Annotated in this window: 18 protein-coding genes; 8 read left to right on the top strand and 10 right to left on the bottom strand. The window is 69.3% G+C overall.

What is annotated here, in order from left to right; translation table 11 throughout:
* Window positions 1-7: 7 nt before the first annotated feature.
* Both SCWH03_RS26360 and SCWH03_RS26355 read right to left on the bottom strand, forming a co-directional pair.
* The gene (locus tag SCWH03_RS26360) at window positions 8-451 is read right to left on the bottom strand and encodes a winged helix-turn-helix transcriptional regulator (RefSeq protein WP_173267111.1); all 444 of its coding nucleotides are present in this window, start codon (window positions 449-451) and stop codon (window positions 8-10) included.
* A 76-nt stretch (window positions 452-527) separates the two neighbouring features.
* The gene (locus SCWH03_RS26355; protein ID WP_173267109.1) at window positions 528-1,733 is read right to left on the bottom strand and encodes an IS701 family transposase; all 1,206 of its coding nucleotides are present in this window, start codon (window positions 1,731-1,733) and stop codon (window positions 528-530) included.
* 392 nt (window positions 1,734-2,125) lie between these two features.
* On the opposite strand from SCWH03_RS26355, the gene SCWH03_RS26350 reads away from it, so the two are divergent.
* Window positions 2,126-2,767, top strand: a complete 642-nt coding sequence (locus SCWH03_RS26350; RefSeq protein WP_371872783.1) for a TetR family transcriptional regulator — start codon at window positions 2,126-2,128, stop codon at window positions 2,765-2,767.
* A gap of 54 nt (window positions 2,768-2,821) precedes the next feature.
* On the opposite strand, the gene SCWH03_RS26345 is transcribed toward SCWH03_RS26350, so the two are convergent.
* From SCWH03_RS26345 to SCWH03_RS26335, 3 genes are all read right to left on the bottom strand, one after another.
* Window positions 2,822-3,613, bottom strand: a complete 792-nt coding sequence (locus SCWH03_RS26345) for an SDR family NAD(P)-dependent oxidoreductase (RefSeq protein ID WP_173267107.1) — start codon at window positions 3,611-3,613, stop codon at window positions 2,822-2,824.
* 47 nt (window positions 3,614-3,660) lie between these two features.
* Window positions 3,661-4,377 carry an HAD family hydrolase gene (locus tag SCWH03_RS26340; protein WP_173267105.1) on the bottom strand — a complete coding sequence of 239 codons (717 nt, stop codon included), beginning with the start codon at window positions 4,375-4,377 and terminating at the stop codon, window positions 3,661-3,663.
* 94 nt (window positions 4,378-4,471) lie between these two features.
* Window positions 4,472-5,089, bottom strand: a complete 618-nt coding sequence (locus SCWH03_RS26335; RefSeq protein ID WP_173267103.1) for a ScbR family autoregulator-binding transcription factor — start codon at window positions 5,087-5,089, stop codon at window positions 4,472-4,474.
* 113 nt (window positions 5,090-5,202) lie between these two features.
* Between SCWH03_RS26335 and SCWH03_RS26330 the strand changes: the two genes are divergently transcribed.
* Window positions 5,203-6,156 carry a ScbA/BarX family gamma-butyrolactone biosynthesis protein gene (locus SCWH03_RS26330; RefSeq protein WP_254077040.1) on the top strand — a complete coding sequence of 318 codons (954 nt, stop codon included), beginning with the start codon at window positions 5,203-5,205 and terminating at the stop codon, window positions 6,154-6,156.
* A 571-nt stretch (window positions 6,157-6,727) separates the two neighbouring features.
* Window positions 6,728-8,545 (top strand): hypothetical protein, encoded by a 1,818-nt coding sequence (locus SCWH03_RS26325; RefSeq protein ID WP_173267101.1) that lies wholly within the window; start codon window positions 6,728-6,730, stop codon window positions 8,543-8,545.
* Here SCWH03_RS26325 and SCWH03_RS26320 read toward each other — a convergent pair.
* The 3 genes from SCWH03_RS26320 to SCWH03_RS26310 all read right to left on the bottom strand — a co-directional run bounded on the left by SCWH03_RS26320 (window position 8,464) and on the right by SCWH03_RS26310 (window position 11,892).
* Complete coding sequence (locus SCWH03_RS26320; RefSeq protein WP_173267100.1) at window positions 8,464-9,228, bottom strand: DUF6008 family protein; 765 nt, start codon at window positions 9,226-9,228, stop codon at window positions 8,464-8,466. The genes SCWH03_RS26325 and SCWH03_RS26320 overlap by 82 nt on opposite strands.
* Window positions 9,229-9,511: 283 nt before the next feature.
* Window positions 9,512-10,657 carry a ParB/RepB/Spo0J family partition protein gene (locus tag SCWH03_RS26315; RefSeq protein ID WP_173267098.1) on the bottom strand — a complete coding sequence of 382 codons (1,146 nt, stop codon included), beginning with the start codon at window positions 10,655-10,657 and terminating at the stop codon, window positions 9,512-9,514.
* On the bottom strand, window positions 10,654-11,892 hold the full coding sequence (locus SCWH03_RS26310; RefSeq protein ID WP_173267096.1) for a ParA family protein: 1,239 nt from the start codon (window positions 11,890-11,892) through the stop codon (window positions 10,654-10,656). Before SCWH03_RS26310 ends, SCWH03_RS26315 begins: the two co-directional genes overlap by 4 nt.
* Before the next feature lie 637 nt (window positions 11,893-12,529).
* On the opposite strand from SCWH03_RS26310, the gene tap reads away from it, so the two are divergent.
* Window positions 12,530-14,740: a telomere-associated protein Tap gene (gene tap, locus SCWH03_RS26305; protein ID WP_173267094.1), complete on the top strand. Its 2,211-nt coding sequence runs from the start codon at window positions 12,530-12,532 to the stop codon at window positions 14,738-14,740.
* Between the two features lie 149 nt (window positions 14,741-14,889).
* On the opposite strand, the gene SCWH03_RS26300 is transcribed toward tap, so the two are convergent.
* Both SCWH03_RS26300 and SCWH03_RS26295 read right to left on the bottom strand, forming a co-directional pair.
* Complete coding sequence (locus tag SCWH03_RS26300) at window positions 14,890-19,263, bottom strand: nSTAND1 domain-containing NTPase (protein WP_173267093.1); 4,374 nt, start codon at window positions 19,261-19,263, stop codon at window positions 14,890-14,892.
* A gap of 68 nt (window positions 19,264-19,331) precedes the next feature.
* Window positions 19,332-19,685, bottom strand: coding sequence for a CU044_2847 family protein (locus tag SCWH03_RS26295; protein WP_173267091.1), 354 nt, complete (start codon window positions 19,683-19,685; stop codon window positions 19,332-19,334).
* A gap of 364 nt (window positions 19,686-20,049) precedes the next feature.
* Between SCWH03_RS26295 and SCWH03_RS26290 the strand changes: the two genes are divergently transcribed.
* The 4 genes from SCWH03_RS26290 to SCWH03_RS26275 are packed head-to-tail and all read left to right on the top strand — an operon-like array spanning window position 20,050 to window position 24,423.
* Window positions 20,050-20,826 (top strand): TnsA-like heteromeric transposase endonuclease subunit, encoded by a 777-nt coding sequence (locus SCWH03_RS26290; RefSeq protein WP_254077039.1) that lies wholly within the window; start codon window positions 20,050-20,052, stop codon window positions 20,824-20,826.
* Entirely contained in the window at window positions 20,823-22,952 is a 2,130-nt protein-coding gene (locus SCWH03_RS26285) for a TnsB C-terminal domain-containing protein (protein WP_173267089.1), read from the top strand. The genes SCWH03_RS26290 and SCWH03_RS26285 overlap by 4 nt, the downstream gene beginning before the upstream one ends.
* The gene (locus SCWH03_RS26280) at window positions 22,949-24,079 is read left to right on the top strand and encodes an AAA family ATPase (protein WP_173267087.1); all 1,131 of its coding nucleotides are present in this window, start codon (window positions 22,949-22,951) and stop codon (window positions 24,077-24,079) included. Before SCWH03_RS26285 ends, SCWH03_RS26280 begins: the two co-directional genes overlap by 4 nt.
* A complete protein-coding gene (locus SCWH03_RS26275) occupies window positions 24,076-24,423 on the top strand; it encodes a TniQ family protein (RefSeq protein ID WP_173267085.1) in 348 nt (115 codons plus the stop codon). The genes SCWH03_RS26280 and SCWH03_RS26275 overlap by 4 nt, the downstream gene beginning before the upstream one ends.
* Window positions 24,424-24,525 lie beyond the last annotated feature (102 nt).

Here is a 24,525-nt window from a genome sequence, read left to right as displayed (position 1 = left end):
GAGGTGCTCAGCGGTTGCCGCGCACGTCCACTTCCTCGTCGCGCACGGTACGCCCGCACCGTGAGCAGCGCAGTTCGGCGTGGACGGGTCCGTCGCAGCCGATGTGGTCGGCGCGACGCGGCGGCACCGGCTCCTGCGGCAGATTGCGGTCGCCCCATTGCATCAGGGCGATCACAGCCCGGGTCAGATCACGGCCCGCGGGGGTGAGCCGGTACTCGTGCCGCACCGGCTTGTCCTGGTACGGCACGCGTTCCAGCACGCCGTGCTCGACCAGCCGGGCCAGCCGGCCGGCGAGCACGTTGCGGGCGATGTCCAGCTGGGAGAGGAACCCGTCGAAGCGGGTGGTGCCGAGCAGCGCCGACCGGATGATCAGCAAGGTCCAGCGCTCGCCGATGACCTCCAGGGACCGGGCGAGGTTGCAGTCCTGTCCCGCGTATGTGTGTCTCAGCATGAACTCACTCTATGGCTGTGCGAGTTGCGTGAAGGAACTCGACAGGGCGAAGTCGCAGCGGACTCGGCCGGGCCGCTCAGGCGGCGACGAGCATTCCCTCACCGGCCCTGGTGCGCCCCTGTTCCAGGCGGCTGTAGGCGTATGCCGCGGAGACCAGCGACATGTGATGGTGCCAGCCCGGGTAGGAACGGCCCTCGAAGTCGAGCAGGCCGAACTCGTCCGACATCTCCCGCACCGAGTGCCCGGCCTGCCCGAGCGTCCGCGTCAGAGCGAGCAGGGTGTCCGTCCGGGCGTGGGTGAGGCTGGTCAGCCACAGCTGGAGGGGCCGCCGTCCGTTGTCGGTGCGTGTGGCGAACAGCCGGTAGGTGCGGTGGATCCGCGCGCCGTTCCCGCCGCGCTGGGGCAGCCTGACGAAGCTCGACATGACGCAGGTGTGGCGGCCCCGTCCGTCCGGGGGTGCCACGCTCTCCGTCCGGGTCAGGGCGCCCGCGTCGGACTCGAAGAGGCTGCGGGCGGCGAGCACCGGGCTCCGCCCTTCCCCTCCGCGGGGATGCTGCAGTCGCAGGTGGCCGCCGACGGCGACCTGGAGCGTGTCCGGGACGGCGACGACGAAGTCCCGCCCTCGACCAGCGAGTCCCCCGACCAGGGCCTCCGCGCCGGTTCCGCCGCTCCCCTCCAGGTCGGCGACGACGGGCAGGGGCGCGGTCCGGCCCGCGGCGGTGAGAGCGTCGACGAGGTCGAGGGCGTGCTGCTCGACGGAGCGGGGGCCGATCCCGTCGGGGATGCGGGTCCGCACACGGCGCTCGGGGTCCTTGCTCCACGAACCGGGGAGCAGCAGGCGCCAGTCGACGGGCACGGCCTGATCGTCGGAGGAGAGGAAGACCCCGACGCCCAGCTGGCAGGTGACCGAGCGGCCGGTGGAGGGCAGGAACCGGCGGTGCACACCGCAGGAGTGCTCGCCGCGCTTGCGCAGTACCGCCTGGCCGAGCACCCAGGCGCGCGGGGTCATCTGCTGCTCGACCCATCTGGCGAGCTCCGCCCGGACGGGCGTCCAGTCCCAGGGGCTGGCGTTGACGAACTGGTGGAGAGCCTGCGAGGTGGCGGGTGAGGAAGAGATCGCTGCCGCGAGGCGGCGCACGGACTTCTTGCCCGAGGTCGTCAGCAGGCCCTGCACATAGGCCTCAGCCCAGCGCCGCTGGTCGGCCCGCGGCAGGCGCTCGAAGATCCTCTCGGCGAACACCGGCAACGATATGCGACCGGCCGTCAGAGCGTACGCATCCATGGCTAGTTTCCTCCCTTCCTGTCGGCCTGCGGCTGCCGACCAGGCTAAAATAATAGCGAACGACCTCTTTTTTTTGCGACTCAGGAGAGTTGCCGAATGCACTTCGCCAAGTCCGACCCCGCCACCCGCGTCGGCCGCCGCCGTGATTGCCGGGGCCGAAGATGCCAGGCAGGCCCTCCACGGGCCTCCCGCCAAGGGGGCCGACCACCCCCTGACCTGCCGTTATCCGAAACGTCTTGGGCAACTCCGCCTTGCCGGCCGGAGGAAGGAAGCGAACTCTTGAAGCAAGGAGTGAACATCAGCCCCCCTCGGGACGCGCCGGCGGTACACCGTCGGGCCGGAGTCAGGACCCTCGCACGTCCGGTGGCCGAGAGCCCTCTTCGGGAGGAGGTGTGGTGAGACAGGAGAGGGCCGTGCGCACGCGCCGGATACTGGTCGACGCGGCAGCGGCGGAGTTCGACCGCTACGGGTACGACGGGACGTCGCTGTCGCGCATCAGCGGGGTCGCCGGCATGTCCATCGGCGCGGTGACCTTCCATTTTCCGTCGAAGGCGGACCTCGCGGACGCGGTGCAGCGGGAAGGGCGGACGGTGACGCTGGCCGCGCTGGAACTCCTCACCGCCCAGCCGGTGCCGCCGCTGCGCATGGTGGTCGATCTGACCCTCGAACTGGCCGGGTTGATGGAGCGGGAGCCGGCGGTCCGCTCCGCCATCCGCCTGGGCCGGGAGCGCCCCGGCACCGAAGCCTGGTCGGGCGCCTGGCTGCCGACGGTCCGCGCGCTGCTCGACCGGGCCTACGAAAGCGGCCAGTTGCGGGCCGACGCGCTGCCCGCGGACGTCACGACGCTCGTGGAGCATCTGACGAACGGGGCCGAGGCGTACCTGCGCGGCCGGACCGGCTCGGACCCCGCCTTCGAAAGCACCGTCGCCCAGCTCAAGCGGGTCTGGCACCTCGCGCTGGTCGGCGTGTCCGCCGAGGGGGCGGACGTGCGGGATCCGGCGGGCCCGCCATCCGAGGACGCTCAGGCGAGCTGACGGCCCGTCGGGCGGACAGGGTCATCCGTCCGACCGGCCTCGCCAGCTACTCCGCTATACCGCGGTACGGCCGCCGTCCACAGCCATCGCGGCCCCCGTGACGAAGGAGGCATGCGGGCTGCTGAGCCAGAGCGCGGCGTGTGCCACTTCCTCGGGGGCCGCCATGCGCTTCTGGATCTGGCGCGCGACGAAGACGTCCTGCAGATGCGGGTGGGCCTCGATCGCCCCGTCGACGAGTTCGGTCCGAGTACTGCCCACGACCAGGGAATTGACACGGATGCCGCGATCGCCGTACTGGGCAGCTGCGGCCTTCGTCATCCCGATCACCGCGTGCTTGGCGGCGACGTACGGCGCTCCCGCCACCGTCGCCACGACTCCCGCCGTGCTGGCCGTGTTCACTACGGCCCCCTCCCCTGAGGGGAACATCGCCGGGAGTTGATGGCGCAGGCAGTTCCACGTCCCCCGCACGTTCACGTCCATCACCTGCTCGAACACCGCGTCGTCCGTCTCGTGCAGATCGGTGCCCACCGTGCCCCATCCGGCGTTGTTGAAGGCCACGTCCAGCCGTCCGAACGTCTCCAGAGCAGCTCCCACCACCCGTCCCACATCCTCGGTGCGGACGACGTCGCCCGGTGCGGCCAGCGCGCGCCCCCCGCTCGCGACGATCTCGTGAGCGACCTGCTTCAGCCGGTCCTCACGCCTTGCCATGAGGACGACCGCAGCCCCTTCCGCGGCGAACAGCCGCGCCGCCGCCGCCCCGATCCCGCTGGAAGCCCCGGTGATCATGGCGACTTTGCCGCTCAGCAGACCGCCGCCCTCTTTTTCCGCTTCTTTGTTCGACAACATGCCCCCTGATGAATGAGAGAAGGAACCGTGTGTGCGGTTGTGCCTGTTCACACCGGCGCGACGGACGGCTGCTTCCAGACCGTGCCGTCGGCGGCCTCTGCATCGACGGCGCGCAGCATCGCCTCGTCGATGTGGTGCAGCGAGTCCGCGAGATGCCGCACCCCCACCTCCTGCATGAGTCCGCGCTGGAAGCCGTGCTCGAAGTCGCTCGGGTGCCCGATGAACGGCACGTCGAGTTCCTTGGCCTTCTCGGCCACACGCGCCACGTCGTCGATGAACACCGCCTGGGCACCCGCGAGACCGAAGACATCGGACGTGATCTCCGTGATGCCGGGACGGAAGCCGTTGGTGCAGACGTATCCGGGACCGTCGAAAAGGTGGGCCCACTCGCCGAGGAAGCGGTCGAAATGCTCCCGGCCGAGCCCCCCGTAGCAGATCGTCCGCAGCCCAAGCCCCCGCAGTCGGCGCACCAATTCGATCGCCCCGTCAAGGAGCCGGACCGGATCCTCACTCATGTGGGCGACCCGTTCGGCGAAGTACGCCTCCAGGGCTTCCGGCCCGGTCATCGGCACCCGTACCACGTGCGCCAGGTACTCGCTGGCCTGCTGCTGCGGCTGGGAGAACACCCGCCGCTCGACCTCCGCGGTGTAGGCTCCACCGCGATTGACGACGAACCGGTGTATGACCGGACTGAAGGTGTCGTTCAGCAGCACGCCGTCGATGTTGATCGCGGCGAGCCGCAACTGCCGTATTCCTTGGGGCAACGAAGGCCTCCTGAGTCGGTCGCGGGCGGTGGACTGGGCGGTGGACTGCAAAAGAGGGTGTTCTCCGGGAGGGGCGCCGACGAGGATGCGACGATCAGGCGAAGCGGTGCACGTTCAGGTCGATGGACTCCACGACCCGCTCGGACGTGATGCCCGGCAGGAGGATCCGCCACATCGCCACGGTCCGCTCGGGCAGATCCCGGCGCCCGGACACGGCGTTCGCGTACATCTGCATCCCGGTGCACGCTCCGACGAGGAACTCGGCGAGCTGACCGATGTCGACCGACTCCACGAGTTCACCCTCCTCCTGAGCACCCGCCAGGGAGAGTTCCAGGATCCTGGCCCATTCCAGAAACGGCGTCGCGTCCCGCACGGTGGCCCCGTCCTGCTCGTTGGTGAGCCGGACGCCCGCGCGGAGGAGCACGTCACGCTGTATCTGCCAGGCCCAGACGAACGTCATATCCACGATCCGCTGCAGCCCCTCGGCCCCCAGCCGGGGCACGACGGTGCCGGGCTGCGCGGTCATCACGGCACGCGCCAGGTCCTCCTTCGACTTGAAGTGGAAGTACATGGCGCCCTGGGAGACACCGGCCCGCTTCATGATCTTGCTGATGCTGGCGCCTCTGAACCCGTACTCGTCGAAGACCTCGGCAGCTCCCAGGATGATGGCCTCCCGCGTCTTGACTGCTCGATCCTGCTGCGGCTTGGCCATCGGTCTGGTGCTCCCTCTCGACAAAAAAAAAGAACAACCGATATTTTAAACCGAACCCGCAGTCGCCGGTAGTGGCCTTCGGGGAACACATACGCACGCCCTAGGGGAGAGGCATGCTGACAACCACAGAGCCGCACAGCGCGGCGAGACCCGCACTCACCACGACCGTCGCCAGGGAGTACGTGCACCGGGCGGCTCTGTCGGAGGTCTTCCTGACCGACTGGAGCAGGGCCGGGCGCGACGCCTTCACCGTCACCGCGCAGCTGCCGCGCTGCCACACCTTCTACATCCCCGAGTACGGGATGTACGACCCACTGCTGCTGTGCGAGACGATACGACAGTCCAGCACCCTGCTGACGCATGTCGCCTACCAGGTTCCGTTCGGTCACCAGCTGTCCTGGTCGCGCCTGCAGTTCGCGGTCAACCCGCAGGCCATGCGCATCGAGGACACCCCGGCGGACGTCCAACTGCACGTGACCTGTTCGGACATCCGCTATCACCGCTCTCTCCCGGTCACGATGTCCATGCACCTGGAGGCCGTCCGCAACGGCTCGCTGCTCGCCATGGCCAGCGTCCGCTTCGGCAGCCACTCGCCCGCCGTGTACCGGCGTCTGCGCCCGGGGCGAGGCGACATCGACGCGATCTTCTCCAATGCCCCGAAACCTCCGGATCCGGTGCCGCGCAGCACCGTCGGACGGCTGCAGAAGCAGGACATCGTGCTCTCACCGGCCGCGGAGCCGCTTCGCTGGCAACTGCGCGTCGACACCAGCCATCCGGTCCTCTTCGACCATGCCCTCGACCACGTTCCGGGCATGCTGCTTCTGGAATCCGTGCGACAGGCGGGGCAGGCCGTTCGGCCTTCGCAGGCCGGCGCCGCGATTCCCGTGTCAATGGACGTCTCGTTCAACCACTACGTCGAGTTCGACGAGCCGTGCTGGATCGAGGCCGAGCCGACGGACGACCACTCCCCCACGGACGCGCGCCGGACGATCCGCGTCAACGCCCGCCAGAAGGGTTCCACAGCGTTCAACGCGAGCGCGGAACTGGCGGAGGTCGACTCCCTGTGAGCCGCCACTCCCCCACGCACGACGAGCCGAAGCAGATCCGATCCGCGAACAGCCCCACTGCTCGGGCAGATTGAGGGAGGACGTGACATCAAGGCCCAGGGCGACTGGCCCCCTGAGGGGACAGTCGCCGACCGACCATCACTGGAATGCGAGGCCAAGTCTGAACACGCCCGTCGAGCTGCAACTCGACGGGCGCAGGCCCGTTCTGGGCACCACCCCAGAATCGCGTTACTACCGGTTCTGCCAGAACCAAGAAGCCGCATAGCACGGCTTCTCGAACCCCCCGAACGGATCACATTCGTCACCCGAAAGGGAGATCCCATGCCCCACCAAAGGAGGGAGCACATGTCACCCCGAAGAGACACCCCATGAAACCCCTCGAAGGAGAGACCCCATGAAGCCCCGAGAAGAAGATCCCAAGCCTCGATCGAAGGAGGGACCTCATGTCGCCCCGAAGGGAGACCCCATGAAACCCGTCGGAAGAGGGGCCCCATGACATCCCGAAAGGGAGGAGACCCCATGAAACCCCTCAAAGGAGAGACCCCATGAAGCCCCGAAGGGAGACCCCATCATGATGAAGCAATCGGCTGCGATTCTCCAGCCCCCCGGTCGTGCCGAAGGGGCGGATCACGGCATTGATGCCGATTTCACTCCGAAAGATCTCGGCCATCCTCAGTCCGGAACAAGCCCCTCCGCTTCGGCTCCCGTCCGCCGGGGGCGCGTGAAGGTGCCCATGCGGCTCGTGGAATCCTCTCACTACTCCGACGCGGCGCTGAGTGTCTATGTCAAGGTCAAGGCCCTCTCAGCGCGCGCGGCCGGCTGCACGGCGGCCGCCGGCACGCTCGCCTCCTATATCAGGCTTTCCGAAGCCACCGTGCATCGCGGCCTTGCACAGCTTCGCGACACAGCCCCCGACGGGGTGGTCGAGCTTCCCGACAACCAACGACGCTCCCTGTCCGGTGGCTCCGGAACCACGGCGTGCCGCCGTGTCCGCCCGCTGAAGCCCACCGAACGGTACGTCTGGCTGGCCGTCGTTGCCAGCGAACAGATGCGGCCCCGTCTGCTGCGGGCCTACGCCGTCATCGCCTACGCCGTCGTGCAGGGGATCCCCCTCTCCGAGGGCGACCTCGCGAGCTTCCTTTGCCATCACTCCGGTCCGCGCGCCGGCAAGCCCGTGAGCACCGAAGCCGCTAGCCGCATCATCGACGAACTGGCCGCGGCCGGCTGGATCAGCGTGCGGCGCCGGGCCGGCTTCCAGGGGCGTCATCTCTTCGTCGTGCACGACAGCCCCTGCGCGGCGACTCCCCAACCTGATGACCGATCGGGTCCCGACGCTGATGCGAGTTCGCTCGCGTATAAGGAAGACCTAAGAATTGACCGACCCGAGAACGAGGGGCTGCCTTTGCCATCCGCCGTAGGCGAAGTAACCGTAGTAGCGGCTGCAACAGGCCGCACCGACGAACCGGCGCCGGCCGATGCCCCTGCCGGTCTCGCGCTGCGCGCGGAGGCCACCACCCCAGCTCCGAAGCCCACGGCTCCCTCCACCGCCCAGACATCCTGGACAGGCCCTCAACTGACCTTCAGCCCACGGCTCGACTTCGTGCTGGAGCCGGTCCGCTTCCTGCTCTGCCAGGCCAACACCTACGTACAGCGCCGCATCGGGCGGGAGGTCTCCAGGCAGCTCGAGGACGGCTGCGGACCCTCCCGCCTGCGCGCCCGACTCACCCAGCGCCTCACCCTGACCTTCATCGACGACATCCGCGACCCTGGGCGCTGGCTGCTGGGAGTCGCTCTCCCCCGCTGGGGCTGCGCCAACCCGGACTGCGAGTCGGGAGTCCTCTGGTCGACCGGTACGAGCTGCGCCATCTGCCGGGAGGTGGTCGCTGAGCGGGCGGCGGCCCGCCGGAGACGGGCCGCGGAGAGTTCCTGCTCCGACACCCACACCCCGGACCACCGGTCAACGCCCCGCCCTGCGGCCGTCCGCCGGATCACGGAGTGCTGTCCCGACTGCGAGCGTCCCCACCTCCCCGGCGGCACAGGACTCTGCGCAGAGTGCCGTGCGCGGACGGCATCGCCATCAGCGGCCTCGCCCGTGACCGCCACCACCGTTCCGGCCGGCAGCGCATGCCGGGGGCGCAACGGCAGCTGTGGCCGTCCAGCCCCGCACGGCCTGTGCTGGCGATGCCGTACGGAGTCCGAGGCCCGCTCCACCGGGGAAAGACTCGCCTTGCCCACCACACACGTGCCCGAGCACCGCCGGGAGAAGCCATGCGTCTCACCGAACCCAGCCGGTCCGGCCGTGCACCGCTACGGCCGCCCCACCAGCGCGGGTTCGCGCTTGATCCGGCCGTGTACGGCGGGTGCCGACTCCTCCTCGGCCTCGTCGTAGGCGGCCCGGACCATGCGCTTCTCCCTCCACAAGTGGTAGAGGGCGATGGCGAGGATCACCGAACCGATCATGTTGGCGACGAAGTGCCACCACACCCGGTATGTCACCAGCGCCGGTCCTGGATCCATCAGGCCGAACCAGGTGGACAGACCGATCGCGCGGCCGGCCCCCAGCGCGACGGACAGCGTCAGCACCACGTGCTCGAGTCCGTGCAGTCCCTGCATCCAGACTCCCATCCTGGCCCACTTGCGGGACTTGAGGTGTCCGGCGACGCGTCGGGTGATCTGTACGATGCCGACCAGTCCGGCGAGGAAGATGAAGTTTCCGGTGAGGTGGAGGATCTCCATGCCGAGCGAGGGCTTGGTCATGTCCACCTGCCCCATCCCACGGGCGAGACCGTTTGCCCACGGCGTCATCCATGCCGGAGCATTGGGATGGGCGACCCAGTAGGCGGCCTGCGCCACATGTTCCTGGAAGTGACCGATCTGCCCGACGACACCGAGCCCGATCAGCCCCACAGCCGTCTTGTACAGCCAGGGCCGTACCGGGCCCCGGTTCGCATAGGCGAGTACGGCGACGGCAACCCACATCGCAACAGCCCAGGCGATGAAGAGGACTGCGCCCGCAGTGTCGGCGAACGACGCAGCACTTCCCATACCGTGCATACCGGACGGGTGCTCCATGTGCGCTCCTTCTCCATGTTCGGACCGGACGACGCCTTTCGTCGTCACCCCTGACGCTAGGAAAGCCCCTGCTGGGTCCTCTACTTCAGCCGTGCGGACTTACTCGGGCTGCCCGCCGTCCGTCGTGGCGCGTGCAGCAGCTGCTCTCACGCCATGGAGATCAGGGCTCCGGAGCATGGGAAGGGTCTATTACGCCGTAATGGCCGACCTTGACGAGAGCGGTTTCGGGACAGCGCCCGTCCGGCTCCCCCACCGCCCTCGGCCAGGTCGGGCCACCTCGGGCCTACCGATCCTTCAGCAGGAGCTCGACCACCTGCCGCCGGAATTCCGTGCTGGTGGCGGCGGTCAGGTCGGCGGCAAATGCCTCGGGGCCACCGAGCAGCTCCACGTAACGCCCGATCATGCGGCGGCGCTCTCGTTCGCCGACCTTCTCGAAGATGATGTCCATACTGGCGACACCGTCGCCCCACGGCATGGTGACCTGACGTGGGCCGGGAGCGGGTGCCGGACGTGGGTCGGGCACGGTGACCCCGGGCTCTGTCCCTCCCGGTGCCTCCGAGTCCTGGCCTGGAGACTTTATTACGCCGTAATGAGGTTGAGGCGGGTCAGCGGGGAGCCGCGCTGCGTCAGGACGTGGCCTGGAATCGGTCTTCGCGGTCGATGCGCCGGTGCCGGTGTTCCGACGGACGCTCGCCCCGGCGTGCTGGGCGGACTTCTCCTGCGTACGCCTGTCCTTGAGGCGCTGCAGGTGCTCTTCCTGCTCCTCCGGCTTCCTCCGGCCCACGAGGCGTAGCAGGTCCGCGCGCTCCTCCCCTGTCTCGAGCTTGTGCTTCAACTCCGGAGTGAGGCTGAGCAGGGCGAGCCGCTGTGAGATCCAGCCCTGGGAGCGGTGGAGCCGGTTGGCGAGCGCCTCCTGAGTGCCGTGCACCCCGAGCAGCTGCCGCAGTGCCTTGGCTTGGTCCAGCGGACTGAGGTCCTGGCGGTGGATGTTGGCGACGAGCGCGGACTCGAGGAGCTCGTCCGGGTTCTTCCCGAGATCGTCGTCGAGCATCACCTTGATGCTCTCCAAGCACGCCTCTCGTGCGGCGGCAAGGCGGGAGTTCCCGTCGATCACAACGTACTTGGTGTCTGGCTCGAGTTCGCTCTCACGGGTCGGGTTGGCTTCGATGTAAGTGAAGCGGGACATGATGGTGATGGCCTGCTTCTGCCCGTGGTCGCGGAGACTGCCGGCGAGATCGGCCAGATCACCGAGTTCGGTCCGTGGATTGTCCGGATTGAGGCTGATGGCCCGCACGGGAAGGGTGACCGGTGGCGGGGCGCCTTCCGTGGGGGCGGCCGTAGCGGCGTTGATGGCCGCGCGCCGAGAACTGATGGGTTGTGCCTGCTGAAAGGAGGCGCCCCCGCCGAGCTTGGCGGCCTTGCTGCTCATGAGATCTCCCGAGCGAGTGCGCGGAGTGCTACAGCCTGGTCGCATCGTGGAGCATAGGCGAGCAGGGGCTGCTTCACGCGGACGGCTTCCTTCTGCTCCTTCAGGTCACCGATGACGCCGACGACTCGAGGGTCCTTTATGGCCATCCACGCTTCGAGGGAGGACGTGGCGATGTACCCCCGGCGGGCGTCGTAGTGGTTGACGACGATGCCGAGGTATTCGAGTTCGAGGCCCATGTCGCCACGAAGGTCCTCGATCTGGGAGGTGAGAAGGGCGTAGGCGTCGGCGCTGCTGTCTTCGGCCTGAACCACGACGAGGACGCCGGAGTTGCCGGGGTCCTCGTCGTGGCGGCGGCGACCGTAGAAGGCGGCGGCGTCCATGCTGAGGCCGAGGCTGGGTGGGCAGTCGACGAGTATTACGTCGTAATATTCCTCGACAGGGGACAGGGCGCGTTCAAGGGCCGCTTCGCGGGCGCGGACCGCGGAGAGCTTCACATCCAGCAGAAACGCGTCGGTACAGGCCGGGAGCAGGTGGAGACGACCACCGAAGCGGGGGGCGTCGACTTCGACGATGAGGTCGCGAAGATCGCCCTTGGGTTCGCCTGCCATGTGCTTGGTGAGACTGTCGCCGTCGAGGTGGAGCGGTTCGTGGCCGGTCTGCTTCGTCAGATGGCCCTGGGGGTCGAAATCGACGAGCAGTACCCGCAGTCCAGGCCCCGGGAGGGCCTCGTAGTCGCGTGGCGAACCGGGCTGATCCTCGTTGAGGAGGGCGGCGAAGTGCTTGGAGATGCGGACCGGATGGAGTAGGTCGGACCCTTCGGCCAACGCCTGGCCCGCTCCGGAGGTGACAGCGGTCTTGCCGACGCCTCCCTTCTGGTTGCAGACGATGATGCGCCGGACGACCGCGGGGCGCTGCACGTCGGGAGGCGGGTTCTTGTCCAGCCACACCTGCACGGACTGGGACAGGCCCTGGACGAGGGAGACACCGCGGGCTTCGCAGTCCCCCCTGAAGGCGTCCCACTGACCGGGGGGAAGCCAGGTGGAGAACGACTTGGCACCGGCGGTGTCGATGGGGGATCGGTTCGCACCCAGCCCCCGCCAGGCGGTGATACCCGCCTCGACCGCACGCTGGATGTCAATGCCATGCTGCGCTGTACGGATCTTCAGATCCTGCTGCAGCGCCGCCGGCAGCTTGGAGACGACCTTCTCTCGGTCGCTGGATGAGGGCGAAGTCATGGGCGACACCTTACTAACATTCACGATCTTCTGTTGCGTCCTCACGTTAGTAAGCCATGACGTGAGGACGTTGAGTCGGCGAGGAGCAGCACCCCTTATTACGCCGTAATAGCGCCTCGAGGCTCGCCGGCCCCCGGGTGGCGAAGTATTACGGCGTAATGAGCACTCCCTCGGAGCACTGACAGCCGCTCGCCGCCTCCCCCGGCCGCGGATGGAGTGGATCCACCACCGGGCTGCCACCCCTTCGGCACTCACTCGTGTGACTCAGCTCTGCTCGTACCGCAACAGTGCGGCCGCGGCCATCTCCCGGTACAACGCCGTCGCCGATCCGGGCGGCCAGGACTTGATCGAGACCTCCCGCTGGGGGGGGCGTATCGAAGCAGTCCGGGCCGTCGTCCATGCAATCGGGCGGCCGGAACAGTCGCCGCTCGCTACCGGCACGGATGTCGCGTGGCTCCCGGATGTGTGCACAGCGTCCGGTGGATGTCGGGACGTCGTGGATACCAAGCGGTATGGATGCACTTCACTCCACCCCCGCGCTCGCCTCGGCCCGGCGAGGAAACCTCCCCTGCACCCGCGCGATCCGTGCGCGATGTACCGTGCGATTGATGTAGCGTTCGGAACCGGAGGTGATGGTGTGCCGAGCGATGAGGACGTGCTGTTCGGCGCGGTCGACGCCCTGCTGGAGGAGGTGGCGTCGAGGGAGCCTCTACCGGCTCCGCCGGAGCGGAAACGGCTTCGCGAGGCCGCCGGCCTCAGCCAGGAGCAGGTGGCCGGTGTCCTGCAGGTCCGCCGTGAGGCGGTCAGCGGCTGGGAGGCCGGGCGCACGGAGCCCAGGGCGCCCAAACGCGCAGCCTACGCCCGCCTGCTCGAGGGGCTCGCGGCCCGCTACCCAGCGGAGGAGATGGGGCCCGCGGCAGCAGCACCGGATCGCGCGGGCTCGGTGCCCGACGGTACCCAGCCGGCGCGGCAGCCTGCTGCCGGGCCCCCGCCACCGGACTCCGCCCGCGCGGCGGCCGTTCCCCCACCGGCCCGTCCCGCGGGCAGCGCCGCGCCCGTGCGGTCGGCGGCACCCCGCCGTACCGCGGAGCCGGAGACAAGCGCGAGGCGTGCCTCGACTGCGGAGGCGGCCGACTCACGTTTCGCGCACGGCCCCCTCGGCGTGCTCGACGGCGACGGGTCCGTGTACTGCCTGGGGGGGCTGGTGTTGGACTGCCCGGCCCGGACCCTTGTCGAGGTCGTGGAATGGGTGCTCAACGAGTCGAGGTTCGGGGCGGCCCGGCTCCATCGCGCGGGCAGGGACGCCGACCCACTCATCGTGCTCACCGCCGCCGCGGCAGAACGACTCGGGCTGCCCCCCGCACTCGAAGACCGGCGAGGCCTACGGCTGCCGCAGGGCCACACGGTGGTGAAGCACATCGCCAAGGCCGGTTGGAAGCTCACCAGGCGCGGGTTCGGCCCGTGGGCGCGGGTCTACCGGCCCGCTGACGGCGACCGCCGGCAGTGCGTGCAGTTCGCCGTCCTGCCATGGGACGCGCTCGACACCCGTTCCTGGGGCGACACCGCCCGGCTGCCCGCTCCGGACCTCGCCGCAGTCCTTGGCACCTATGCCGCCCGCGTGATCACTCCTCGCGGGTCGACGGCTGTGTGCGGGCTGGAGTTGATGACCGCGCTGCGGCCGCCGACCCGTGCCGTACGGGACGAGACGTCGGGGACTTGGGTGCCCGGCCCGGTACCAGGCTCCCTGTGCGACGCGGTGGATCCGGCGCCACCGGAGGCGCCGGCCGAGCATCCGGTCGTCGCCGGCCTGTACCCGCGCCACCACCAGCGCACTCCCGACCAGGTGATCGACGAGGAGGCGTTCGACTGGATCCGCGCGCCGGAGTTGCTCACCGGTGCCGAGTGCGCGCGCCGGTTCGCCGTGGGTATCGACGTGAACACCGCGTTCCTCGCCGCCGCGAACCGCCTCGTCGTGGGCCTTTCGGCCCCGGTCCATGTGAAGAAGCCCGCCTTCGACAAGAAGATCCCCGGGGCCTGGCTGGTCGATCTGTCCGGTATCGAGCTCGATCCCCGGCTGCCCAACCCCTTTACCCCCCATGGGGAACGGCCCCCGGGCCCGGCCTGGTACGCGACGCCCACCGTCGCGTATGCGGCCGAACTGGTCGCGACCTACGGACTGCCGGTGTCGATCGAACCCGCCGAGGCATGGCTGCGGCCGGAGGCAGGCCCGTACCTCGACCCCTGGTACAAGCGGCTCAGCGAAGCGTACCGGGCGACGATGGCCGACCTCGGTGTGGTGGCCGGGATGGACGAGGCGGAGTTCCTGACCGCAATGGCGACACACCGGCAGGCCGACCCCGGCACGGCGGCGGTCCTGTCCGCCATCAAGGCGACGGTCAAGGGCGGCATCGGCAAGCTGCGGGAACGTCCGCAGGGTGCCGGGTACCGGGCCGGGGAGCGCTGGCCCGCTCTGGAACGCCCCACCTGGCGCCCCGACATCCGAGCCGCCGTTATCTCCACCGCACGCGTCAACATGCACCGCAAGATCCTCAAGACGGCGCTCGCGGCACAGCGTGCAGCCGCTCCCGCCGGGCATCTCGCCCTCGGGGACGACGCACTCGTTCCGGTCGCCCTGCTGTCGGACTGCGCCGTCTACCTGTCCGACGGTCCGTCGCCACGGGATGTCCTGCCGTACACACCGGACGGCAGCCCCGCTCCCGGTACCTTCCGGCTCGGGGTCAGCCCCGGCATGGTCAAGCACGAGGGCACCCAGGACCTGCTGTGGGCCGTCCGCATGCTCGAAGAGGGACACAACCCCGCCCAGCACATCAAGGGCACCGACGTGTAGGTAATCAGAATCTGCGTCATGTTCTCGTGAGCAATGACCTCTGAATAGCGCATATGACGCGATGCTGAGATGCCCAGCTCAGAATGATGGTCGATGTGTATGCGGCCGTCGCCGTCGCGCTGCGCTGACAGGGATTGTCCGGTGCCGAGTCAGGAGCGACACACATTGCTGGGCGCCCCTTGGGGAAGGTAACTGGCTCGCTCGCCTGTTGTGAGGTCTCGGGCGACCGCCCTGCAAATTTTGGCGATCGCCTGATCCGAGTACAGCAGCTCCGCCGACCATAGCTGGGCAGTACGGTCGCCACTGGCGGTGGCCAGGGTGCGCCCGTCCGGACTGAACACCACCGAGCTCACGGAGTAGGTGTGGCCGGTGAGGGTGTGGAGTGGGCGGCCAGAAGAAGCGTCCCAGAGCCGGGCCGTACGGTCGTGGCTGGCGGTGGCCAGGGTGCGCCCGTCCGGACTGAACACCACCGAGCTCACGTCGTCGGTGTGGCCGGTGAGGGTGTGCAGTGGGCGGCCGGTGGAGGTGTCCCACAGCTGGGCAGTACGGTCGCCACTGGCGGTGGCCAGGGTGCGCCCGTCCGGACTGAACACCACCAATTTCACGCGGCCGGTGAGGGTGTGGAGTGGGCGGCCAGAAGAAGCGTCCCAGAGCCGGGCCGTACGGTCGTGGCTGGCGGTGGCCAGGGTGCGCCCGTCCGGACTGAACACCACCGAGCTCACGTCGTCGGTGTGGCCGGTGAGGGTGTGCAGTGGGCGGCCGGTGGAGGTGTCCCACAGCCGGGCAGTACGGTCGCCACTGGCGGTGGCCAGGGTGCGCCCGTCCGGACTGAACACCACCGAGCTCACGGAGTAGGTGTGGCCGGTGAGGGTGTGGAGTGGGCGGCCGGTGGAGGTGTCCCACAGCCGGGCCGTATCGTCGTGGCTGGCGGTGGCCAGGGTGCGCCCGTCCGGACTGAACACCACCGAGCTCACGTCGTCGGTGTGGCCGGTGAGGGTGTGCAGTGGGCGGCCAGAAGAAGCGTCCCAGAGCCGGGCCGTATCGTCATTGCTGACGGTGGCCAGGGTGCGCCCGTCCGGACTGAACACCACCGAGCTCACGTCGTCGGTGTGGTCGGTGAGGGTGTGGAGTGGGCGGCCAGAAGAAGCGTCCCAGAGCCGGGCCGTATCGTCGAAGCTGGTGGTGGCCAGGGTGCGCCCGTCCGGACTGAACACCACCGAGCTCACGGCGTTGGTGTGGTCGGTGAGGGTGTGCAGTGGGCGGCCAGAAGAAGCGTCCCAGAGCCGGGCCGTATCGTCGAAGCTGGTGGTGGCCAGGGTGCGCCCGTCCGGACTGAACACCACCGAGCTCACGCCGCTGGTGTGGTCGGTGAGGGTGTGCAGTGGGCGGCCAGAAGAAGCGTCCCAGAGCCGGGCCGTATCGTCGAAGCTGGTGGTGGCCAGGGTGCGCCCGTCCGGACTGAACACCACCGAGCTCACGCCGCTGGTGTGGTCGGTGAGGGTGTGGAGTGGGCGGCCAGAAGAAGCGTCCCAGAGCCGGGCCGTATCGTCGTCGCTGACGGTGGCCAGGGTGCGCCCGTCCGGACTGAACACCACTGAGATCACGGCGTTGGTGTGGTCGGTGAGGGTGTGCAGTGGGCGGCCAGAAGAAGCGTCCCAGAGCCGGGCCGTATCGTCGTCGCTGGCGGTGGCCAGGGTGCGCCCGTCCGGACTGAACACCACCGAGATCACGTCGTCGGTGTGGCCGGACGCCGGATCATTGGCGGGGAGCCCGACGGCGAGAGTGTGCAGTGTGTGGAGTGGGCGGCCAGAAGAAGCGTCCCAGAGCCGGGCCGTATCGTCGTGGCTGGTGGTGGCCAGGGTGCGCCCGTCCGGACTGAACACCACCGAGCTCACGGCGTTGGTGTGGCCGGTGAGGGTGTGCAGTGGGCGGCCGGTGGAGGTGTCCCAGAGCCGGGCCGTATCGTCGAAGCTGGTGGTGGCCAGGGTGCGCCCGTCCGGACTGAACACCACCGAGCTCACGTCGTCGGTGTGGTCGGTGAGGGTGTGCAGTGGGCGGCCGGTGGAGGTGTCCCAGAGCCGGGCCGTATCGTCGTTGCTGACGGTGGCCAGGGTGCGCCCGTCCGGACTGAACACCACCGAGCTCACGTCGTCGGTGTGGTCGGTGAGGGTGTGCAGTGGGCGGCCAGAAGAAGCGTCCCAGAGCCGGGCCGTATCGTCATTGCTGACGGTGGCCAGGGTGCGCCCGTCCGGACTGAACACCACCGAGCTCACGGAGTCGGTGTGGCCGGTGAGGGTGTGTGGGAGGGGGGTTGCGGCGGCGGTGCGGAGGCTGGCGGTTGCCTCAGTGGTGGGGGAGGTGCGGTAGGCGTAGGCAGCGAGGAGGGCGGCGAGGTCTGGTTCGGTATCGATGAGGCTGTCGGATGCAGCGGCGAGTTGCCGGGAGATGGCTTGCTGGCGGGCGGTGATGGCGTTGTTCCATTGCCAGCCGGCCAGACCGGTGGCGATGAGGGCAAGGGTGAGCAGGCCGACCAGCAAGTAGATGCGCAGGCGGACGCGGTGGCGGCTTTTGGTGATGTAGCGGCGGATGTGGGCGGGCAGCCCGCGCTGGCGGCAGTAGTCGATGCCTATGGCAAGGTCGCTGCCGTGAAGTAGCCGGCCGGCTTCCCGGTGGTGTTTCCAGCGGGTGTGTTGTTCTTCGGTGCGGTGGAGCCAGCGGTGGAAGTCCTGGTCCTCGGTGACCCAGGCACGCAGGTCGGGCCAGTCACGGACGAGGGAGTCGTGGATGAGTTCCGCGACCGCCTCACGGGGTTCCGGGCCCGTGCGGGACGTGTGGGTGATGATGATCCGGTGGCGGGTGAGGACGTCCAGGACGGCGTTGACGTCGTTGTGCCAGCGTGAGGTTGGTGGCGTGTTGTGGGGCTGGTCGAACAGAGCGTGGAGGGTGGTCAGGGGGCGTTGGAGGCGGGCTGCGGGGGTGGCGTGGTCGGGGTGAGCGGGTAGGACCAGGGCGGTCAGGATCTGGCGGGCGATGTCGTGGTGAGGCTTGGGCAGGTCGTCGAAGACGCGGGTGCACCAGGTGGTCAGGGCGCCGGTGACGGTGCCGATGCGTCCGTAGGCTTCGTGGGTGAGCCGGCCGTCGGTGCGGCGCTGCCACAGTTGGTGCAGGGTGAGCTGCAGGGCGGGCAGGGAGGTGACCGGCGTGGTGCGGGCCGTGCCGCTGCCGGCTGCGGGGTCTGTGCCAGGCTGGGGGCTGTCGACCGGGTCGAGCAGGTCGGCGATGAGGCGATTGGTGAGGCCTTCTTCGATGTGCAGTCCGGCGTGGGCGGCGGGGTGTTCGATGATGGCGCGCAGGTCGCGTTCGCTGAGCGTGGCGGGGATGTTCAAGGGTGGGGAGACAGCCTCCAGCAGGGCGGGCGCGCGGGCGGCCAGGGGTGCGTAGAAGTCGTCACGCATGATCAGGATCAGGGCGACCGGGACCCGGGAGACGGCCAGTTGGGCCAGTTGCTCGACTGCCGGACCGATGCCGTCACCGTCTGGAGTTTCGGTGGGGGCGAGTAGTTCTTCGAACTGGTCGATGACCAACAGCACCCGGCTGTGCTCGGGTTGTTCGTCCAGCAGGCGGCGGGCAGCGGTCTCGATCCCCTCGGAGACGGCGCCGGGCAGGCCGTGGCGTTCGGCTGCGGCCAACAGGTCGTGGCCGGGGCGGGGGACAACCACGGGCAGCCAGCGATCGCTACCGGGCACCGCCGTCCCTTCGGCCAGCGCGGGCAGGACTCCGGCCTGCAGGAGTGAGGATTTACCCGATCCGGACGGGCCCAGCAGCATCAGCGCCCGGGTGGGCCCGCGCAGCGCCGCGATGACGATGTCCTGCGCTGTAGTGCGGCCGTGGAAGAAGGCCGCGTCCTGGGTGGTGAACGGCTCCAGGCCCGGGTACGGGCACAGCGCCAGCTCGGCCAGGTCGGGGCGCAGAGCACGCAGGACCTTCACAGGAGTCGCATAGGCGATACCCAGGCCGCGGGAGTGCCGGTCGGCGGCGGTGATAGCGGTCACCATACCGATCACCAGGCCGGTGATGTCATCGACGACCGGAGCGCCGCTGAAGCCCTCGGTGACGTCATTGGCCTCGGTCAGCTGCAGCAGACCCCCCGCCCCCGCTCCGGTGGGACTGTCCAGGACATGCCCCACCGTCAGATGCCCGAAGTGCCCGCCGGGCCGAGCCTGTCGGGGGAAACCGTAGGAACTGGCCGGGTGCCCCTGGCAGCCCTCGGCGCTGCCCAAAGCGAGCACCGGCACACCCGGCGGCGTGCCATCGAGCCGCAGGAACGCCACATCCTCCGCCTCAGGCTCCCGCCATGTCCCGGCCTCCACCACCCCCCACGTCTCCAGGCCCTCGGGCTGGCCGGGGAAGGCCAGCGACAGGCGGTCCCCAGGCCCGAAGCCGGCCTCACGCACCACGTGAGCACAGGTGACCAGCAGATCCTGACCGGCCAGGAAACCCGCCCCGGCGACCACGCCGCGCACGGTGTGGATCTCAGCGACCGACCGGGAAAACCCCCGCCCCGCCCCGTCCGACGGGCTCGCCCTGCCCTTCACAGGCTGCCGTCAGCACCGTCTTCGCCGGTGGAGGAAGCGGGTGCGGCATGCCAGGTCACAGTGACGGTCAGATGGCAGCCCGTCTCAGTCCTGGCGATCACGGCACCGGCCTCGGCAGACAGGTCAACACCGAACTCGACGACGACCTCGTCCGGACCCGCCTGCCGCAACTGCTCCAGCGCCGCTCGTGCCATGCCCGTCACCGGCCGCAGCGCCTGCTGCACCGTGTGCGGCAACTCCTGAACGGCGTCGGACAGCCGTCCCACCTTCACCGGCCCGTCCAGCTCCTCCGTCGTCGCCAGCAGGACCGAACCTCCGTCCTCCAGCGGCAGCCGCGCGAGAACCCCCACCCCAACCTCCCCGTCACCGACAGCCCCGGACCGTGAACGCAACGTCCGGAGCACGAGCGAGAGAAACGCTAGCCCATGTGGCGCAGCCCAACCGGAGATCGGGTGAATCAGAGTGAAGCTTTCGTTGGCGGGGTGTCCTCGTCTCGAGGTTGAGGAACATCCGTGCCTGGGCGTCAGCCGCGACGCCTCCGGTTCGTCCTGCATCATCAGTCGGCTTCTAAGTAGCACCTATGACGCGGTGCTGAGATGCCCATCCCGGGATAATCAACCTTTCGAGTGACCGAAAGTGCGTGTGACTCTTCGTACTCCAGTGCCCGTGTAACTGTCCTGCGGATCACGGTCAGTTACACAGGCACTGGGGTGGATGGTGGATGTAGAGGTGCGTGTCCGGCTTGTCGAAGACGAGGTGCGCGAGGGCCTCGCCTGGGAGTCGGTGCCGTTGGAGATGCTGTACGCGGCCGAGCCGTGGCGGACGTTCCGCTGGTACATGGGGCAGAAGCACTACTCAGGTTCGTACTGGTCGAGTACCGAGTCGGATCACGTGATCTACGAGTCGCGGCTGGAGCTGGCGCGGCTGCTCTACGCGGACTTCGACCGGGATGTGACCGCGATCGTGGCCCAGCCCTTCTTGCTGCGGGCCGAGGTGGACGGCGTGCTGCGCCGGCACATCCCGGACTACCTGATGGCGACCACGGCCGGCCCGCTGGTCGTTGACGTCAAGCCGCGCCACCGGGCAGCCAAGCCGGAGCACGCGTTCACCTTCGCCTGGACGCGCGAGGCGGTCGAGTCCCGCGGCTGGCACTACGAGGTGTGGAGTGAACCGCCGGACGCAGAGTTGGCCAACGTCCGGTTCCTCGCGGGTTACCGCCGCGACTGGCTGTTCGAGCCGGACGAGGAGATATGCGACCTGGCGGTGGGGGAGGAGCCACCGCCTGAGCGGCTGTTCGACCCGGTCATCCTCGACGAAGTACGCGACCGGGTCGCGGACGGGAACTCGCTGCGAGAGGCGTTCGGCTGCCTGCCCGGTCGTCCGGCTCCACTGGTGCGGGCCGGGGTCCTGCACCTGCTCTGGAGGCAGCAGTGGTCGGTTGACCTGAGCGTTCCGCTGAGTGCCCGCAGCGTGCTGAGGACGGCGTCGTGAGCCGGGCCGCAGTACGGGTGGGAGTGGGGAGCCGCTTCTCCTACGACGGCGAGGTCGTCGAGGTGGTGGAGTTCGCCGGCACGCAGGCGGGCGGCGAGGTGGTCCTCAAGGACGGCCGGGGCCGGCTGCTACGGCTGGCCGTCAAGGAACTGTTGGTGTCCGACCGGGCCCGCATCATCCCGGATGGCCCGGGGCCGGCCTCCGACGACCCGCAGGAGATGGCGGCGGTGGTGCTGGACCGGCTGGAATCCGGCGAGCGGGAGCGGGTGCTGGAGCGGGCCGCGCATGTCAGGGAGGTGCTCACCGGGTTCCGCAGCGGCAGCGAGGAACTGCCGAGGGAAGGGGAGCCTCGTGCTGCCTACGCGGCGGGTGAGCCGATGGAGAGCCGGTACTCGGCGAAGGCGGCCGAGCTCGAGGTGGCGGCGCGCACGATCAAGCGGTGGGTCGCGGCTTTCCGCCAAGACGGCGAGGCGGGACTGGTGCCGGCCCGCAGCGGGCCGCGCTCTGGGCACCGGAACGCGGAGGTGTGGTCGGAGGCGGCGCTGGAGGTGATGGTCGAGCACACGGGCCAGTCCAAGCCGTCGCGCAAGATGGTGATCGAGCGGACCCGGGCCCGACTGCTGGCCAGGGGCTTTGACGAGGAGGATCTGCCCAGCCGGGCGACGTCCTACCGTCTCCTGGAGGATCTGGAGCGGCGTCATCCCACGTTCCGGCTGAGCACGAAGCGGAACCGGGACATCGCCTCCCGGCCCGGCGGGGTCTACGGGAAGCTGCGGCCGACCCGGCCGGGTGAGTACCTGCTGATGGACACCAACCGGCTGGACGTCTTCGCCCTGGACCCGGTCACGCTGCAGTGGCTGCAGGCGGAGCTGACCGTTGCGATGGACTGGTACACCCGCTGCGTTGTGGGGATCAGGGTCACGCCGGTGTCGACGAAGGCCGTCGACGCCAGCGTCGCTCTTTACCAGGCGTTCCGCCCCCGGCCTGCGGGGGAGGACTGGCCGTCGCATGCTCTCTGGCCCGAGCACGGCATTCCGCGCTCGGTGCTGATCGACGTCACGGCGTTGGAGGGGCCGATGCGTTCGGCGGCGTCGCCGGCGCTGGTGCCGGAGACGGTGCTGGTCGATCACGGCAAGGTGTTCGTCTCGGAGCATCTGACCAGCGTCTGCCGCCGGTTGGGGATCTCGGTGCAGCCGGCCCGGTTGCGGACGGGCCGCGACAAGGGCCCGCTGGAGAGGTTCTTCCTGACCCTGCGCGAGGACCTGCTGCAGGCGCTGCCCGGCTACAAGGGCCCCGATCTGCACTCGCGCGGCGAGCGTCCCGAGGGGGAGGCGTTCTTCTTCCTCCACGAACTGGAGGCGATCATCCGTGAGTGGGTGGCCTGCGTCTATCACCACCGGCCACACACCAGCCTGATCGATCCGGGGGTGCCGGGGCTGCGGATGTCGCCGGCGGCGATGTTCGAGCACGGCCTGAACCGGGCCGGCTACATCGAGGTTCCGCGCGATCCGGACCTGGCGTTTGAGTTCCAGCGGGTTGAACGGCGCAAGATCCAGCACTACGGCATCGACCTGGACGCTCGCCGCTACAACGGCGCCGCCCTGGACCCCTACCGCGGTCTGCTCAGCGACGAGCGGGACGGCAAGTGGCCCGTCGCGGTGAACCCGGATGACATCAACGCGGTCTACTTCCGCGACCCCGCGAGCCGTCGGTGGCATGCGCTGGCCTGGGAACACGCACCGGGCCGGGACATGCCGGTGAGCGAGGAGGCCCTGCAGTTCGCCCGCCGCCTGGCCGCGGCCCGGGACCGGTTCCCGGACGACAAGGCCGCGGTCCGTGACCTGTTCGAACGCTGGAATCTCGGTCTGGGCACCACGCTGGTCGAGCGCCGCATGGCACTCCGGCTCGCCCGGGAACAAGCGGCCCTGGACCTGCCCGAACCCGAGGACCTGGTCGCCACGCTGCCCAGCGTCAGGCGCCTGATGGAGTTGCCGGACACAACCGGGCCGGACCTCGCGTCGGAGGCCATGCCCGAGACGGGCGACGACGACTGCGCTGATGAGGCCGACTTCGCCGAGCTGGAAGACGACACGGACTTCTACGCCGACGCCCTGGAGGACGCGTGAACAGCGACAGCACCTGGACGCCGGGAGATGCCCACCGCCTGGACGCGCTGACGCTGTCCCGCAAGGAGGGCTGGGCGGCTTTCGCGGAAGCGCACGCGCGCTTGCAGCCCGAACTGCTGTCGCGAAGCGAGTACGTGGCGCTGGGCGAGCGGGCGCGGGCCGAGTACGACCGGGCCCGGCGGATCTGGCACGCGAACCTCGGCCCGTTGCGCACGCCGCAGCTGGCCGATCTGCACGAGGACTTGTGGGACATCGTCGACAGCAACCAGCAGGACGGCGACAAGGCCAAGGGCTCCGTCGCGGTGGACGCGTTCCCAGGGCTGGGCAAGACGACCGCGGTGCTGGCCTTCGCCCGGGACTTCCACCGCCGGGAGATCACCGAGGGCGGCGCGTTCACCGCCGGCGGGCACGAACGGCTCCCCGTCTGCCGGGTGGGCCTGACCGGGAACACGGGGATGAAGGACTTCAACCGGGCGATGCTGGAGTTCTTCGGCCACCCCGGCCGCACCACCGGCACCACCGCGCAGTTCGCCCAGCGAGCCCTGGACTGCGTGCTCTCCTGCGATGTCAAGCTCTTGATCGTCGACGACCTTCACTTCCTGCGCTGGCGGGCGGCCGGCGGCGTCGAGGTGAGCAACCACTTCAAGTACATCGCGAACGAGTTTCCGGTCACCTTGCTGTTCGTCGGGGTCGGCCTGGCCAAGCGGGGCCTGTTCTCCGAGGGCGAGTCCTACGACAACGCGGTCCTGGCCCAGACGGGCCGGCGCACGACCCGCCTGGACATGCGGTCCTTCGAGCTGGCCACCGAGAAGGGCCGCGACGAGTGGCGCCAGTTGCTGCTGGCCCTGGAAAAGCGCCTGGTCCTGCACGGCACCTACCGGGGCATGCTCGCCGATGACCTGTTCGACTACCTATTCATCCGCTCCAGCGGCCACATCGGCTCGCTGATGACCCTCATCAACCGCGGCTGCCAGCGAGCCGTCCGCACCGGCACCGAGCGCCTGGACGAGGATCTCCTCAGCCGCGTCAAGATCGACCAGGCGGCGCACCTGGCCCAGGACGACGTACGCAATCTCCTGAAGGGGCAGCGCTCCCGACGGACTCGCCGACAAGCGGCTCGCCGGTGACGCACGCGCGGACCCTGCCGATCCGCCTCGCTCCGCAGCCGGGCGAGGCACTCGACTCCTGGTGGGAGGCGGTTGCCCACCGGCTGGGGACCGGCACCGGCGATGTCCTGGTCTCGATGGGCCTGCTGGCCCGCGGATCCGCCCGGCCGGCGCCGGTGGACTCGGGCATCCTGAGCCGCCTGGTCACGCTCCTGGACGCGGATCAGGCGGCGGCCATCTCGTGGTCGGCCGGCCCCACCCCGGCGCAGGTGCACGCTATGACCCTGGCCCGCTACGACGGACGGGCCCACGTCGTGGACGCACGGCGGCGACGGGTGGAGGCCCTCTCTGTCAGCCTTGGGTGAGACGCCCCGCTTCGGCGGGTTAGCCTGAGAGGGCACGACAGGAGAACCACCCCCTCATGACCAGCACCAAGCCCGCCGGATCCGACCCGGCTCCACGGCCGA

The sequence above is a fragment of the Streptomyces pacificus genome, assembly GCF_011766325.1.
Taxonomy (GTDB): domain Bacteria; phylum Actinomycetota; class Actinomycetes; order Streptomycetales; family Streptomycetaceae; genus Streptomyces; species Streptomyces pacificus.
The sequence above is the reverse complement of the archived record's forward strand: the minus strand, read 5'-3'. Positions and strand labels throughout refer to the sequence as shown.